At 50.7% G+C, this 15,833-nt stretch carries 16 protein-coding genes; 4 read left to right on the top strand and 12 right to left on the bottom strand.

Annotation, left to right across the window (positions count from 1 at the left end):
- The first annotated feature begins 1 nt into the window (after position 1).
- The 3 genes from MFFC18_RS00765 (at position 2) to MFFC18_RS00755 (ending at position 3,614) form a co-directional block, all read left to right on the top strand.
- On the top strand, positions 2 to 931 hold the full coding sequence (locus MFFC18_RS00765) for a methionyl-tRNA formyltransferase (RefSeq protein ID WP_148618576.1): 930 nt from the start codon (positions 2 to 4) through the stop codon (positions 929 to 931).
- On the top strand, positions 928 to 1,974 hold the full coding sequence (gene pseI, locus MFFC18_RS00760) for a pseudaminic acid synthase (RefSeq protein WP_075082659.1): 1,047 nt from the start codon (positions 928 to 930) through the stop codon (positions 1,972 to 1,974). Before MFFC18_RS00765 ends, pseI begins: the two co-directional genes overlap by 4 nt.
- Positions 1,975 to 2,081: 107 nt before the next feature.
- Positions 2,082 to 3,614 (top strand): aldehyde dehydrogenase (NADP(+)), encoded by a 1,533-nt coding sequence (locus MFFC18_RS00755; RefSeq protein WP_075082660.1) that lies wholly within the window; start codon positions 2,082 to 2,084, stop codon positions 3,612 to 3,614.
- A 257-nt stretch (positions 3,615 to 3,871) separates the two neighbouring features.
- Here the strand turns inward: MFFC18_RS00755 and MFFC18_RS00750 are convergent, their stop codons facing one another.
- Together MFFC18_RS00750 and MFFC18_RS00745 are read right to left on the bottom strand one after the other, a co-directional pair.
- On the bottom strand, positions 3,872 to 4,300 hold the full coding sequence (locus MFFC18_RS00750; protein WP_075082661.1) for a DUF3859 domain-containing protein: 429 nt from the start codon (positions 4,298 to 4,300) through the stop codon (positions 3,872 to 3,874).
- A gap of 2 nt (positions 4,301 to 4,302) precedes the next feature.
- Positions 4,303 to 4,827: a gluconokinase gene (locus MFFC18_RS00745; protein WP_075082662.1), complete on the bottom strand. Its 525-nt coding sequence runs from the start codon at positions 4,825 to 4,827 to the stop codon at positions 4,303 to 4,305.
- 97 nt (positions 4,828 to 4,924) lie between these two features.
- Between MFFC18_RS00745 and MFFC18_RS00740 the strand changes: the two genes are divergently transcribed.
- Complete coding sequence (locus MFFC18_RS00740) at positions 4,925 to 5,485, top strand: transcription termination/antitermination NusG family protein (protein WP_075082663.1); 561 nt, start codon at positions 4,925 to 4,927, stop codon at positions 5,483 to 5,485.
- A 4-nt stretch (positions 5,486 to 5,489) separates the two neighbouring features.
- Here MFFC18_RS00740 and MFFC18_RS00735 read toward each other — a convergent pair whose 3' ends face one another.
- The 10 genes from MFFC18_RS00735 to MFFC18_RS00690 form a co-directional block, all read right to left on the bottom strand.
- Positions 5,490 to 6,356: a hypothetical protein gene (locus tag MFFC18_RS00735; RefSeq protein WP_168211065.1), complete on the bottom strand. Its 867-nt coding sequence runs from the start codon at positions 6,354 to 6,356 to the stop codon at positions 5,490 to 5,492.
- A 294-nt stretch (positions 6,357 to 6,650) separates the two neighbouring features.
- Positions 6,651 to 7,535, bottom strand: coding sequence for an IS3 family transposase (locus MFFC18_RS00730; protein ID WP_084416835.1), 885 nt, complete (start codon positions 7,533 to 7,535; stop codon positions 6,651 to 6,653).
- Positions 7,532 to 7,837 carry a transposase gene (locus MFFC18_RS00725; RefSeq protein ID WP_075082665.1) on the bottom strand — a complete coding sequence of 102 codons (306 nt, stop codon included), beginning with the start codon at positions 7,835 to 7,837 and terminating at the stop codon, positions 7,532 to 7,534. The genes MFFC18_RS00730 and MFFC18_RS00725 overlap by 4 nt, the downstream gene beginning before the upstream one ends.
- Before the next feature lie 67 nt (positions 7,838 to 7,904).
- Positions 7,905 to 9,041, bottom strand: coding sequence for a non-hydrolyzing UDP-N-acetylglucosamine 2-epimerase (gene wecB, locus MFFC18_RS00720; protein WP_075082905.1), 1,137 nt, complete (start codon positions 9,039 to 9,041; stop codon positions 7,905 to 7,907).
- A gap of 103 nt (positions 9,042 to 9,144) precedes the next feature.
- A complete protein-coding gene (locus tag MFFC18_RS00715; RefSeq protein WP_075082904.1) occupies positions 9,145 to 10,176 on the bottom strand; it encodes an NAD-dependent epimerase/dehydratase family protein in 1,032 nt (343 codons plus the stop codon).
- On the bottom strand, positions 10,176 to 10,826 hold the full coding sequence (locus MFFC18_RS25380; RefSeq protein ID WP_244949105.1) for a glycosyltransferase: 651 nt from the start codon (positions 10,824 to 10,826) through the stop codon (positions 10,176 to 10,178). The genes MFFC18_RS00715 and MFFC18_RS25380 overlap by 1 nt, the downstream gene beginning before the upstream one ends.
- 963 nt (positions 10,827 to 11,789) lie before the next feature.
- A complete protein-coding gene (locus MFFC18_RS00705) occupies positions 11,790 to 12,653 on the bottom strand; it encodes a sulfotransferase family protein (RefSeq protein ID WP_075082902.1) in 864 nt (287 codons plus the stop codon).
- Positions 12,654 to 12,734: 81 nt separating this feature from the next.
- A complete protein-coding gene (locus tag MFFC18_RS00700; RefSeq protein ID WP_075082901.1) occupies positions 12,735 to 13,514 on the bottom strand; it encodes a sulfotransferase family 2 domain-containing protein in 780 nt (259 codons plus the stop codon).
- 98 nt (positions 13,515 to 13,612) lie between these two features.
- Complete coding sequence (locus MFFC18_RS00695) at positions 13,613 to 14,770, bottom strand: glycosyltransferase family 4 protein (RefSeq protein ID WP_075082900.1); 1,158 nt, start codon at positions 14,768 to 14,770, stop codon at positions 13,613 to 13,615.
- A 125-nt stretch (positions 14,771 to 14,895) separates the two neighbouring features.
- On the bottom strand, positions 14,896 to 15,693 hold the full coding sequence (locus MFFC18_RS00690) for an FkbM family methyltransferase (RefSeq protein WP_075082899.1): 798 nt from the start codon (positions 15,691 to 15,693) through the stop codon (positions 14,896 to 14,898).
- Positions 15,694 to 15,833 lie beyond the last annotated feature (140 nt).

The following is a 15,833-nucleotide window of genomic DNA, read 5'->3' as shown; positions in this document are numbered from 1 at the left end:
ATTGTCGTTGCCGACAGAAGCAGGGTTGCACCTCGGCGGCCAGACTTCCAGCCTGTGGTTGCACCTCGGTGGCATAGGCTTCCAGCCTGTGATCCTGCTGGCTGCACAGCCATTCACCACGCAACCACCTCCAGCCGCCCATCATTCGACAACCAACCCACCTCACCCGAAAGCCCCCATGAAAGTCGTTTGCTTTGCGAACAACACTGTCGGACTCGAATCCGTCCGCCATCTACGCAAAGCCGGCACCGAAATCGTGGCTCTCGTCGTGCACGAACCAGCGAAGCAAAAACGCACGACCGAAATCATCGCAGCCGCGAACCTTCCTCAAGAAAACATCTTCACCGCCAGCCAGCTGAGCGACGCGGCCACCCTCGAACAGATTGCTGCACTGAAACCCGAATGCGGCCTGTCAGCATTCTTTGGCTACATCCTGAAGCAGCCGACGATCGATCTGTTCCCGCGTGGAATCGTCAACCTGCACACGTCGTTGCTTCCGCTGCATCGCGGATCCTATCCCAACGTGTGGACCATCGTTGATCAAACAGCCGCTGGAGCAACGATGCACCTCGTCGATAAAGGCGTCGACACCGGACCGATTCTGGCTCAAAATCAAATCCCGCTTTTCCCGGACGACACAGGGCTTTCGCTCAACCAACGTTTAGAAACCGCAGCGGTCGAACTGTTGCAATCCAACTGGTCCAAATTCGTCAGCGGCGAACTTCAGCCATTGCCGCAAGACGATTCGCTTGCCAGCTTGCACCGGGCGAGCGACACCGCGAACATTGATCGCATCGATCTGGACGCCACTGTTCGAGCCGGAGACTTGATCGACGTCCTGCGAGCACGAACGTTTCCGCCGCATCGCGGAGCGTACTTTGAAGTCGACGGACAGAGGTACTTCCTGGAACTGAAAATCGAAAAAGAATGACGAACGACCCCACGTCCAACAAAAAAGCCTACCTGATCGCCGAAATGTCGGCCAACCACAACGGAGACTTCGACCGCGCGGTCGCCATCGTTCGCGCCATGAAAGAAGCCGGTGCCGACGCGGTCAAGCTGCAGACTTACACCGCTGACACGCTGACGATCGACTGCGACAAACCGGATTTCGTCATCGGCGCCGGCACCGTCTGGGAAGGCCAGAAACTTCACGATCTCTACGCCAGCGCCTACACGCCCTGGGAATGGCACGCGGAACTGTTCGCTCTTGCAAACGAACTGGGCATGGACTGTTTTTCAACGCCGTTCGACAACTCAGCGGTCGACTTTCTGGAGCAGTTTGACCCGCCGTTTTATAAAGTCGCGTCCTTCGAGTTGGTCGATGTGGGGCTGATTGAGTACATCGCTTCCAAAGGCCGACCGATCACCATGTCGACGGGCATGGGTTCGATCGAAGAAATTTCGGATGCCGTCGCGGTTGTTAAAAAAGCGGGCGTTCCACTGACGCTGCTCAAGTGCACCAGCGCGTATCCGTCGCCGCCGAGCAGCATGAACTTGAACACGATGCGAGACATGGCGGAGCGCTTCGACGTTCCCGTGGGCCTTTCGGATCACACGCTGGGCACGACGGTTCCGGTCGCTGCGGTGGCGCTGGGCGCAAGCGTGGTGGAAAAGCATTTTACGCTTTCTCGAAAAGACGAAGGCCCCGACAGTTCGTTCTCGCTCGAGCCCGCCGAGTTCCGCGAGATGGTCGATGCGATTCGGATCGTGGAACAGGCGCTTGGCGAAGTCAAATACGAGCGTTCCGACAAGGAAGAAGCCAGCGTGGTCTTTCGTCGCTCGCTGTACGCCGTCGCGGATATCGCGGCGGGTGAAGCTCTGACCAACGAAAACGTGCGTTCGATCCGGCCCGGCCATGGCCTGAAGCCAAAATTTCTTTCGTCGCTGCTGGGCAAGTCCGCAGCGAAAGCGATCCCACGGGGTACGCCGATTTCGGCTGACGTCGTTGAGTCCTTCGACGTTCAAGAATAGAATCCGGGTGGCATAGGCTTCCAGCCTGTGGACGCGACAAACATGCAGTTCACAGGCTGGAAGCCTATGCCACCTTTTAACGCAAACTCCAACACCAAAACAAACACATGACGCTTACAGGCCAACACTTCATCGCGGGCGAACGTTCTGCAACCGGCAGCTCAACCTTCACGGGCGTCGATCCGTCAACGGGCGACGATTTGCCAACAAGCTTTCACGACGCGACGAGCGCCGAAGTCGACGCGGCCGTCAATTCAGCCACCGAAGCGTTCTACGAATTGCAAAAGCTCAGCGGTGAGAAACTTGCCACGTTCATCGAACTGATCGCCACGAAGATCGAGGAAGCCGGCGACACGCTTCTCGATCGGGCTCACGCTGAAACGGCGCTGCCGATGGGGCGCCTGCAGGGCGAACGCGGCCGAACCTGCAACCAAACTCGAATCTTTGCGTCGATGGCTCGCGATGGGCAGTGGCGACAGGCACGAATCGACGTCGGCGACCCGGGTCGTACGCCGCCCAAGCCCGATGTTCGCACTTTGCTGTACGGCGTCGGTCCGGTTGCCGTTTTCGGAGCCAGTAATTTCCCTCTGGCGATCGGCGCTGTCGGCACCGATACGATCTGTGCTTTCGCAGCCGGCTGTCCGGTCGTCGTGAAGGCTCATCCGGCTCATCCTGGAACTTGCGAAATCCTCGGGTCGATCGTAACCGCAGCCGTCAAGGAATGCGGGCTGCCTGCCGGAACGTTTTCGCTTTTGCAGAGTAACACCAATGAGTCGAGCGCCGAATTCGTTCGCCATCCCGGCATCTGTGCGGTTGCTTTCACCGGGTCGCTCAAGGGCGGTCGAGCACTTTACGATATCGCCTGCTCGCGGCCGAATCCGATTCCGCTGTACGCTGAAATGGGCAGCTTGAATCCTGTGTTCCTGCTTCCGGGAGCCCTTGCGGAAAGAAGCGATTCGATCGCCGAAGGTTATATCCAGTCGGTAACGATGGGCGTCGGTCAGTTCTGCACCAACCCGTCTGTCGTGCTCGGAATGGAAGGCGACACACTTGAGTCCTTTATCTCGAAGGCCTCCGATGCGGCCAGCAACTACGCACCGCAAACGATGCTGCATCCTGGCATCCACAAAGCCTACGAATCCGGTCGTCAGAAGCTTGGCGAAACGGCTGGGGTGACGCAAGTTGGAATCTCGGCGAGTGCCGCCGATGAGAACGCGAACGAAGCGGCTTGCGCGATCTACTCGGCTGACTTCTCGGTTTTGGATTCGACTTCGGACGACCTTGAAGAGATCTTTGGCCCGACCTCAACGGTTTACAAATGCCAAAGCCTTGAGCAGATGGTCAAGTTCGCCAAAGGACTCGACGGGCACCTGACGGCCACGATCCACGGCACCGAGCAGGATCTGCTGGACCACGCTGAGCTGGTGAATATCTTGCAGCACAAAGTTGGCCGCATCGTGTTCAACGGTTTTCCAACGGGCATCGAAGTTTGCAATGCGATGCACCACGGCGGTCCGTATCCGGCAGCGACTCACAGCTTCTTCACGTCGATCGGCCATCATTCGATTTACCGATTCGCGAAACCCGTTTGCTTCCAGGGATTCCCGGCAGCCGCGTTGCCAGAACCGCTGCGCTCGTAGCTGTCAAACAGGCGCTGATCGTAGCGACGGCTTCCAGCCGTCGTTATTTGCACCTCAGCAGTTGCCGATCAGCGCCTTATTCTCTCGGTGGCTCGGAAACTCCTGCATCATTGCAAGTTTGAAAAGCCACAGAGGTCACAGAGCACACAGAGAAAATGCAATCAAACGAAAGCGCCTATGTCACTTTCTCCAGACAGCGATCCACTCCGTCCTCCGCTGTCTCGACGACGTCGGTGGCTCAAAATATTGCCCACCAACTACGCCTTATCTGGCTGACTCTCGGCACGCACGAGTTCAAACGTCTTATCCGCGATCAACTCGCCATCAAGCTCTAGCGTCATCCGCCAATCACCAAGCTTGTCTTCGATCGGCTCCCAGATCGTGTCACCCAGATAGAAATCCCAGTCATTAGTTTTGACGTAAACAGTGCCATCAAATGGCCGGCGAACTTTTCCTTCCTCGTCCCGAATTCCTGGGTGGTCGATGCAGAAATCCATCGGCATGTTCTTCGCGCCGACAATATTCACCACCATCCCGAACTCGATGTCGATCACCGCCTCCACACGAGTCGTCCGCTCAAGAATTTGAGGAAGCTCCTTCGAGTCCCGATCCCACTGCGAGTAAATGCCCCAGGTCTTGATGCGAACTTCTGGCGTTTTCTGCTTTCCCGGTTTTCGTTTCCGCACAGCTAGCCTTCCGTCGTCAGGTCCAGCAGTTCCATTGCCTGACTCACGATCTGGTCCACCGTTTGCTCGATGGAGACCTCTACAGCTCCGTTTTCTCCAGTCGGTGACTCGATGGTGTCGAGCTGACTCTGCAACATCGTCTCTGGCATGTAGTGGCCTTTCCGATCCGCCAATCTCGAGGCGATCGTTGCCTTTGAACCTGTCAGATGGACGAACTTTACAGGAGCGTCCAGCGTTCGCAATGTGTCGCGATAGGCTTTCTTCAAAGCGGAACAAGCGACCACCAAAGAGCGTCCCTGTTCGCATTGTTGCTGGGCAAAAGCGACAATCGATTCAAGCCACGGCTGACGGTCCTCGTCGGTCAACGGAATGCCCTGAGACATTTTATTGCGATTTGCGTCGGAATGAAAATCGTCGCCGTCGTGATACGAAATTCCGGTTCGCAGCGAAAGCGCCTCGCCAACAGAAGACTTTCCGCAACCGCAAACTCCCATGATGACAATTAGTTGTGGTGTTTGGCTACGCATGTGCGGATCAAACCTGGCTTGCTCAAAAGATCAATTTTGCCAGAATAGCCAACCGACGAGTACTTGACCACCGAACTCTTGTTTCCCAAACGCTTTCATGCCTATTCTCAAAAAGGAAGACGACCTCTTTCCTGTCGACTTGTTCGAAAACGAAGCTCTATTGAGTGACGAATCGAAGACATGGTGGTGCGTATACACGATGTCGCGGCGTGAAAAGGAATTGATGCGACGCCTGGTTAAGCTGGAAGTCCCACACTACGGACCAGTGATTCCGAAGCGATATCGGTCACCAAACGGGCGACTGCGCACGTCCTGGATTCCGTTGTTCCCCAACTACATTTTCATGCTTGGCGACGAATCCAGCCGACTTGCGGCGCTGACGACCAATTGCATAAGCAAGTGCAACAAGGTCGAAGAAAGTGAAGAGTTGGTCGAGACGTTGAAGAAGATCAAATCAATCATCGACACCGGAGTTCCGTTGACTCCCGAAGGCCGGCTCGAGCCTGGCAATCAGGTCCGCGTAAAGTCCGGCGTTTTTGCGGGTTATGAAGGAACCGTGATTCGCCGCGAGGGAAAAACACGTTTCTCGCTCACGGTTCAGTATTTGAACCAGGGAGTTTCGGTCGAGATGGACGAGGGGTTGCTGGAGGTGATTTAAAGAATCACTTTCGGCGACGCGTGCTCAGTCCGATTAATGCCAGCAAACCCAATCCGATAACATTTGGCTCGGGAACTGCGTTCGCAGAAATGAACGCATTGATTTCACCGGCGTGATTGCCGATGTATGTCACTCCAGAAAGTTCAGTTCCTGTTGTTGAGATAAATGAGTTTACCCCCAGAAGCAGCAATTCTCCATTGCTTTCCACAAACAACGGTGCGCCAGAATCACCAGTTACAAACCTCGACTCGTACTGAACGTAGGCAGCGTCCCCTGGCGATTCCCGAAGGAGGATCAGCGAATCGTTGTCAGTTTTCCCATCGAAAGGGATGTCTTCTATATAGCCGGAAATTACATTTCGTCCGACCGCTTGATCGATTCGAGGACTGGCATGATCGGTGGAAGAAACTCCCATCATATAGGCAATCTCATTTTGGAATGAGCCAGCATTAAAAAGCCCTGAGTTGGTGTTTTCATCGTAAGCAGGAGCAGAAATTGACTCAGTCGCGAAATCATAAATTTTGATATCAGATGACACTGGTTCATCCAACACCCTCAAGTAGAGATCGGTTGAACCGATTTGTTGACCACCCGCAAGAATTTCTCGAACGACGGGAGTAGAATTGGGGTCATTGGAAGGATAGAAACTAACCTGACCACTGCCTCTGGAATGCTCAGCTGTAATGACGACATTCTGGCTAACTAGCGTACTCCAACCCGATCGCCGCCCAACCCCGCTAAAATCAAATCCAGCCCCAATAAAAGATCCAGAATTTGTGAACCGATCATTCGTCTCATCAGTGAAGTCATCGATGATGATATCTGCTTGTGTGTTTCCACCGACGACAGAGACCAGAATCAGGAAGAGCAAAGAGTTCAGAATGCTGCGGTACATTTCAAATGCCTGTTGTGCTTACATTGAAGTGAATTCGGCGAAACACAACGATCTCATCTGGACACAGTGCCGCCAAAATCGCAGGAAACATCGCCTAAATCAGTATAAAATAGAAACTTTGCATACTGGTTCTATTTCGACAAATGCATAGATTATGGCCACCATATTAATTGGATTCTGACGCTTGGACAGTTTTTTCCCGTATTATCGTCCACCTGCAGATGGAATTTGTGCTGCGATAGCCCAAGACCGGCGGACTCCGGTTTCATGTTAAGCAGCTAAAGCTGCACGATAGTTTCTTTCGAATTCTTCGGGCGTCTGGTATCCCAGAGTTTGATGAATTCTCTTCGAGTTGTAAAACGCCTCGATGTATTTGAAGACGCTGATGCGAGCCTCTTCAAGGTTTCCGTAGCGACGATGCTTCGTCCATTCGTGCTTCAGCGACCAGAAGAAGCGCTCCATGACGGCATTGTCGTAACAGCATCCTGTTCGGCTCATCGAGCACTGAATGTTCAGCGTGCGAAGAATTCCCTGAAACGCGTCGCTGGTGTACTGACAGCCTCGGTCGCTGTGATGAAGCAGCGTTCCGGACTCTGGCCGTCTAGATTCAATCGCTTTCCTCAAGGCTTCGGTAACGATCGGTGTCGTCAATCGATCGCTCATCTGCCAACCGACAACTTTGCGGCTGAACAGGTCCAGCACTACTGCGAGGTAAACCCAACCACCGACCGTCGGCAAGTAAGTGATGTCTGCCACCCACTTGCGATTCGGAGCCTCGGCATCAAACTCCTGGGAGAGAAGATTCTCAGCAGGCTTTTTGTCAGGGTCTGACTTGGTCGTCGTTGGTTTGAACTGTCGCGAAACACAGCTTTTAAGCCCCATTTCTCGCATGGCTGTCGCTACCGTGTTGCGACAAGCCGTTTCCAGTTGAGCGTCGTTAGCAAGTTCCTCAGCGATCTTGTAGCTGCCGTAGATCTGCCCTGATTCTTCGTAGACCTGTTTCACAGATTCGCGAATCGCGCGAGAACGAACCGCACGTTTACTCTCGGGCCGATCAATCGAATCGTAGTAGCCGCTCTTGCTGACACCGAAGATTTCACACATCAGCGTGATGGAATACTGGTCGCGATGTTGTTTGATCCACGCGTACTTCACTGCGACTCCTTCGCGAAGTACGCCGTCGCCTTTTTTAGGATTTCACGTTCCAGTTCCGCACGCTTCAGCTGCTTGCGAAGGCGTTTGTTCTCTTCAAGAACCTGTTGCAGCGATGCCTCGGGACCGCAAGGTTCAGGCTCCGGAGCATACTTTCTATGCCAGTTGCGAAGGCTGTTCTCGTTGACATTGACGGCTTCAGCGGCGGCTCGAAACGAGTAGCCCTCACTGACGATCAGATTGACCGCATCACGCTTGAACTCTTCTGAAAAAATCCGGCGTGTGCGTTTTCCATTGCTTGACATTGCTTCCTCCAAAGCGGATTCTCGTATCTTCCGCCGGAGTCCGCCAGTCTTGGGCTATCGCATGCTGTCACTCCCGCAGAAACGACTTCACTGTCTCGGCGATCCGCATCGCAGCCTTTCCGTCACCGTACGGATTCTTGGCATGTGCCATTAACTCGTACTTGGCGTGGTCTTTAATCAGTTCGCTGACACTTCTGATAATATTTTCAGCAACTGCTCCAACGAGCTTGACGGTTCCGGCATCGACGCCTTCAGGACGCTCGGTCGTGTCCCGCATGACCAAAACCGGCTTGCCAAGCGAAGGAGCCTCCTCCTGAACGCCGCCGGAATCGGTCAACACGATTCGACTGTTGTTGATCAGCATCACGAACTCGGAATACGGTTGCGGCGGAATCAGTTTAATGTTTTCGAACTGGCCAAGCGTATCGTAGACCGGTTTTTGAACTCTCGGGTTCAGATGCACCGGATAGATGAATAGGTACTCGGGATGAGCCTTTGCCAGCGTCGAAAGGGCCGTGCAAATCTCTTCGAATCCACCACCAAAGTTTTCGCGTCGGTGTCCCGTAACCAGAACGTAAGGCTTTTGCGTGAAGTCCTCTCCAATCGCTTCGATCAGTTTTGCTTTAATCGGCACATTATCTGCAGACTCCTGTCGCGCAATTTCGAGATGTAAAGCATCGATCACAGTGTTGCCCGTGACATGAATTATTGATGAATCAATGTGTTCAAGAATCAGATTGTTCTTGCTATTTTCAGTCGGCGGAAAATGCAGGCTCACCAACGGACACGCAAGTTTTCGGTTTGCCTCTTCGGGAAACGGCGAACGCATATTGCCCGTTCGCAATCCCGCCTCAACATGACCGACCGGGATGCCGCGATAGAAACAGCACAGTGCAGCGGTAAAGACGGTCGTCGTATCACCCTGAACCAGTGCCATGTCTGGCTGCGTTTTCTCCAACAGTTCATCGATCCGCGTGATCAGCCGAGCGGTCAACGAAGGCAGCGTCTGGTTTGGCTGCATGACTTCCAGGTCGTGATCGACATTGATTTCAAACAGATCAACAACTTGCTGCAGCATTTCCTTATGCTGTCCGGTTGAAACAACGATCGGTTCAAGACCCTCAGCCGCCTCGATCGCTTTCACAACCGGCGCCATCTTGATACCTTCGGGCCGAGTGCCCATAAATACAGCTACTCTGGCCATTTTCGTTTAATCCACATTCATTGCTAGTTTGTATCCAACCACAGATAAATAGCATGTTTCGGTTCCGTTAACCGATAAACGCTGCTTGGCGTCGCCAGAAGATTCAACCTAACTTGGATGGTATTGAACGCCGTATCTCTGATTTTTTGCGGTGTCGCCCAGTTTTCATGTACCAGCGAACCATTTTTCGAATCCCTTCTTCCAACGGCACTTTCGTCGAGACACCGTGGTCGATAATACTTTGCGATTCGTACTTTGTCTGATCTTTCGCGAGTTTTCGAATGCGAGCTCCCGAGATCGGAAAATTCTTACCCGTAAGCAGGATGGCGAGATCAAAGGGCAATGCCAATGCTCTGGCAAGCGGAAATGGAATTCTTAGCCCCGGCGGCTTGAATCCAAGTTCATCGTAGATAATGTCCGCAATTTGTTCGCTCGAAAGATCAGGTTTGTCAATGTAGTTGAATACTTGATATTGCTGTCGAGTAGGGCGATCCCCAAGCCATATCTGTATGACCGCGTCAACGATATTTTCAACGTAGCTGAGGCTTTTAATATTCTTACCTGCCCCAATTTTGACGTAACGTTTCATTTCGATTTGTCGTATTAAGCTAAACATGTTCGCGTAGTTTTCGGCACCAAAAGTAACTGTTGGCCGAATGATAAGGCATTTACGATCATTTTCCTGATGCGTCCAGTTTTCGAGGACTCCTTCCGCCCGAAATTTTGTAACTCCATAAGGTGACGACGGACGGGGTTCTGATACCTCCGAAATCGGTGGAACTGCCTCGTTGCCGTACACTGCGACTGTGCTGAAAAAGCAAATATGCTTAACATTAGCATCACTCATGGCATCGCAGAGATTTCGAGTTCCATCAACATTGACCGATTCGAACGTCGACTCACTGATGCCGAAATCATGATGTGCTGCTGCGAGATGAAGCACAGCGTCGACACCGTCAACTAACGACCGTAAACGTGGTGCATTGCGAATGTCGCCAATTTGATAGTCAACATCGTCGACCGCTTTCGACGGCGGCGCGATATCCAACGAAATGATATCGTGCCCCATGTCAATTAACGTTTCAGCGAAATAGCTTCCGATAAATCCTGCTCCGCCTGTAATCAATACTTTCATTAGGTTTCTGCCTCTGTTTTTGCAAACCCCATACTCTCAATCATTTCCGCGTTAACCTTGTGGACATCATATCGCGACTCCGCGAACGCTCGACTGGCTGCCCCCATTTCGACGATCAACTCTGGGTGTTCAAGGAACTGCTCCATTGCATCAGCCAATGAATCGACATCACGTGGCGCAACCAGATACCCATTTCTCCCGTTGTCAATTGTCTCTCGACACCCACGCGAGTCAGCAGTAATTATTGCCCGTCCCGTCGACAGAGTCTCCAGAATGATTTTGGGGGTTCCCTCCATGTAGAAAGATGGCAACGTGAACACGTGTGCTTCACGCAAATACGGCCGTACATCATCAGTTACACCAAGGTACTTAACAATTCCTTCCCGGTCCCATTCTTCGATTTGACTACGTTGCATCGCGTTGGGATTGTCATCGAACGGTCCCAGTAGCTGGCTCTCTACTCGATCGCCCCATTTCTTTTTCAAACGTTTGGTCGCAGCATAGAATTCTGGAATCCCTTTGTCTCGCAAAATTCTCGCGACCAAGAGGAAGATGACTTTTTCACCGACTTTGGGCTTACACTGCGGAAAGTGGTCGAGCGCGACGCCCGATCCATTGACGACGACAACATTTGTATCTCCGGATACCATTCGGTTTTGCTTGAATGTTTGACAATCATCAGGATTCTGAAAGAAAATAGTAGTCACATCTTTCATACAACTGCGCATCACACGCTTTACCAGCGAGCCTGCCACTTTCCGTTTGAACGACTTGTCGTTCGAAAAAACGTAGCCCAAGCCGGCGAATAAACAATGGCATCGAATCCCCAGTATTCGGCAAGCACGCGATGCAGAAATGATGGGCAACATATGAAAGACGAACACGTCATCCGGCGCGCTGTCTTTCAAAAGCTTAAAAAGCTTTTTGTAGTATTGAAATGAGGATAGCGGATTCAACGATTGCTTGTCATTATCAATGACCGTGCATTTGAAACCGATCGATTCGATCGCATTGATATGCTTTTCTTCTGCGGCAGGGCAAACGAAAAGCGGATCGGGTTCACTAATTTCAACGAACAGCTTCATTAGTTCCGGGCGACGGTTTAAGGCTGCGGTAACATCGCCGCAGACAACAGCAATTTTTCTACTCAAGATTCTGTTTCAATAATATGAAATTTTGGAAGAACGCAGTGCATCTATGCTTTGAACGAACTTTTTCCGAAACGCCCATTGACACAAATTGAAACCAGGCCCGAAATTCACCCGGCTTGCACATTGCAACCATTCCATCATAGCCCCAAATCTTATTTTCAGTAATTCTAATCGACCAACTGACTCGCAATCGAATTGATTTGAATGCTGCCTGACGAAATCTTCGTGCGATAGCCCAAGACCGGCGGACTCAGGATTCATGTTTAGCAGCTGCAGTTGCTCCGCGATCAGGTTGACCGCATCGCGTGAACTCTTCTCAAAATGTTCGACGTGGTGTTTCCATTACTCTGACATTGATTCCTTAAAAACGGATTCTCAAATCGTCCGCCAGAGTCCGGAAATCTTGGGCTGTTGCAACTGGAACATTCGGGGGGGCAGCGCAATCCGATTCTAATACGCTGCCTACAAATAGGCTGATTGTGCAGAATCAGACTCTTGTTCCTTGACGAGATATTTGTTGCGCCACGAATCCAAACTGCACCCGAGTCTCTCCTCCAACCATAATATGTCAGGCTCAAACAGCTCAGCCAATTTACGCATTTCCTCTGCCGTCGGGCGATCAACGGGTTTTCCACCCGCATAAACCTTCTTAAGCCCGAGCGAGCGGCCGAAATTGACCAATTTGTGCAATGCCATGGATCGCAATACGGTGGCTGATGCAGAAAGGAGACGCGCAGCATAAATGTTCCGAGGTGCTTCGGCACTATTTACCTTTTCCGAGGCAATCGCTGGCATTTTCAAACGACTAACACCTACAAAATCGCAAACTTGATCCAGTACATTTTGTGGCTGTGACTGTATCTCCCGTTGACGCAAGTACAAAAATTGCGATTCATCAAAGCGCTCTTCCCAACACCTTGCGTGGACTGAGTACTTTCCGGTCTCTACCAATTCAGGATGTGTACGCAGTGCATTGGCAAATGAAGACCGAATGCGTCCCTTGGAGTGATGGTGACGATACAACGAAAATGTTCTTTCCATTGGGTTCCGTACCATAATAATTATCTTGAGATCCGGGGACAGCCTCCACAGACGTTCGCGAGCCAGACTTGAATGGAAGTAGGTTGGTGCTATTTCACCACAAATCTTTCCTTTGTCACAATGTTGAAAATGCCTATTGTACCAGTCCAAGCCTTTGGAGTATCGATCATCAAAGAACATTGTTTCCTTAACTCCATTGGGCAGACAAATGCCCGGATGGCATACCAAAACTTCTTGAAGCCAAGATGAGGCTGTCCGTTGTGGTCCGAGACAACAAAACCGCAAAGCCAATTCAGAATTCAAACAGACCTCTCCTTACACGAAAGTATGGCATATCACCACGGTTCAATCTATTCTCACAACCGATCATGCAACAGTACCGCGCAACTCGTCGGGCACTGTATAATCAAAACATTCCATTTCGCGAGCAAACAACTCTCCTGCAATCTGCAATTCCTCGGAACCGTAAAAGCTCGCAAGCCCAACGTTTTTCATACCACGTTTCTGACGTTTGCCAAGACTTGCATCGCGGAGATTTAAATATGAGGCAACTTCCGAGAAATCGCTCTCCAGATCTTCATATCGGCCAAGTCGATCGACAACAATTTCATTATCTATCGCAACCATGTCCAGATTCGATACCGAGTTGGCATGGGCCAATTTGTTCGCAGCATTTGAACCTTGGAGTAGCTCAATGAGATATTCGCGAAACGATATGTGCACGCCAGTCGATTTACGGCGCCAATGGTAATCTGAAATCGCTTGTTCGTACGGATTTCTAACAAATGCGAATTTGAAATACGAATTCCATTCTTTTTCAAAGAACTTTGACATTTCGACCGCAGTCGGGTGAGGCGGGTTCTGCGACAGACGACCTCGATAATGTGATTTGACTCCGATATTCAAAGCCTCGTTGATTTTTTTTCCACAAAGAATTGCACCGGCAACATTTAGAAGCGAGACCGGACGGAATATCGCTGTCTTCGCCGCACGATTCAATGGATATCCTGCATCCAAAATTTCGTGAATACTCCCAATAACGATATCGTCGTCACCGAGATACGGAGCCAGCGCCACCTTGATGGAACTGCCTGCGACTTTCCTGCAGTGAACGAAGATAAATCTATGTTTGTGGCTTATAATCAAGGCAATGATCGAAAAATAAGGAATTCTAAATTGTTACCGAAGTCTTACCAAGCATGTCAAATTTACGCAGCCACGTTTCTACTGTCGCATTGAAGTGGTCACTTGCCACTACTCGTGAGCAGTTGCTCGTAAGCTTCCAAGGTAGCCTCAGCGCTTTGCTTCCACGAATATTGTTTGGCCTGCCTAAGGCCCTTGGAAACGAGACTTTGTCGCAGTTGGGAATCTGAAATCACGCTTCGCATACTGTCAGCCAGCTCCTTCGGGTCTTTTGTATTGACCAGTGTAATTGCAGACTCACCCACGATTTCAGGAATCGCGAATTCTGAAGAAGTGATTACCGGACACCCGCATGCCATCGCTTCAAGATTGGGCATTCCAAAACCCTCATATAGGGAAGGAAACACAAACACATCTGCAAGGTTTAGCAGTTTGGGAACGTCATCAGTTGGTATATAGCCTGGGAGAATAACATCGCCCGCCAGCCCTTCATCTTGAATAATTTCGCGAACTTGGCGATCCTGATCCCAGCCATTTCCCACGATAACAAGCGCCAAAGGAGTATCTGGCATGGAATTCCGCAATTGCTTGAACCCGTGCAACACGGTCAATGGATTCTTTCGCATTGAGTAGTTGCTAATGTGAAGAACGAATCGACGACCTTTGGTATATTTTTCCCGAATGCCACCTAATTGAACTTCAGGCAACTCAGTGAATCGCGAATCCACAGCATTGTATACGACGCGAAATCGATTCTGGTTAACGCCATACTTTTTAGCCAAGTACACCCGACTGGTTTCGGAAACAGTAAAAATCAAGTCCATCTTTCGGCTAAACGCTGGCTTTATAAGCCTCGAATTCAATCGTCGCGAAAGGCTGTAATGGCCTGGAATGAAATCTTCCGCTGCCCCATGAATTGTAGCCACCTTTTTGCCAGGTAGCATTGCAATAGGACTCATAATGCTTAGTGGGTGGTAGTGCACAATCGACAGGTTGTACTTTCTTAGAGCCAGGCTCGCACGTAGTGGATTTCGCGGAATAATGACATCCGTTCCGTGGGAATAGATGGGATGCGAAGACTTTTCGTAATGGATAAAGAACAGGTCGAACGTATCGTTTATTCTCACAAATTCCGTCAGCAGCCTGTCTGCGTGCTTTCCGCTTCCACTGCGTCCTTGGTCAATCGGCCGTGTAAAGATTCCTAGCCGAGGCTTGTCCGGAATTTTGTATGGCACACTTAAGTCCTCTTTATTTAACATGGGAGATGGCTGGCATTTGACATTACCTCGATGCGAGCGATCGAATCGGAAACAAAACTACAGTTCAAAAATGGAATTCGGACTGGTCTCTACGATAAGATTGAAGGGCAGGTACAACTCGAAGTTTACAAAAAGATGTCGCTGACCGAACATTCCCAACCATCCGGAACAAAAAAGTAGTTGTTACAATCAGATGACGGTTCACTCACCTCAGACAGCTTGCCCTCAGCAACGACATACACTCGATAGCCCAAACTCTTCATATACTGAACCATTTCTACCGGAGTGTACCCAAACTTGCTCGTATGGCGTGATTCGATTTCCAACAACACAACAGGAGCAAATCTCTGAAGGGTATTTTGCCCGCCTTTCATCACAAGATACTCAGCCCCCTCAACATCACATTTCAGGAAGCTCAGCTTTGTAAGTTTAGCTCGATTTACAAATGCATCCACTGTTTCGCATTCGACATCCTGCACGCTGTTATTTTCCAAATCAATTGCAGATTGTTCGCCAACACTCAAAGCCGCGCGACTTTGTACCTCCACGCCATCTTTTAGTGGAATAACCATTTTTTGAGCGGTGTCGCCGTCACCCATTGCACAATTAAACAACTCGACGTTGCTCAACTGGGACTGGCTCACAATCCTCGTTAAAAGCTTGTAAGCGGAATCGACTGGCTCGAAAGCAAAAACTTTTCCATCTGGACCAACAATCTGGGCGAGTGGAACGGTATAGCGTCCAAAATGCGCCCCGACATCCAAGACCACATCACCTGACTGAAACATCCGCCGCGACAAACGTAGCGCCGGCTCGTGATTCTTGATTGACGTGATTTTTTTCAACCAATACCGGTATTGAATTTTTTCGTATATGGCTCTGCCAAATACAGTCAACAGTAGCTTTTTCAGTATCCGTCGCATCGTTTCCCTTCAGGTAAAAATGCCTCTCAATTGTGGATCAAACGTTTCTCTGGCGATCCGAATGAAGAACCGTCATGTCTGGCACACCGCTTGATTAGCTCGTAAAGCAACACCTTTTGCGGTGAGCTTGAATCATATGC

Origin of the sequence: Mariniblastus fucicola (assembly GCF_008087665.1) — a bacterium.
In the GTDB taxonomy this organism is placed as follows: domain Bacteria; phylum Planctomycetota; class Planctomycetia; order Pirellulales; family Pirellulaceae; genus Mariniblastus; species Mariniblastus fucicola.
This window is presented reverse-complemented; position numbering and strand designations above follow the sequence as displayed.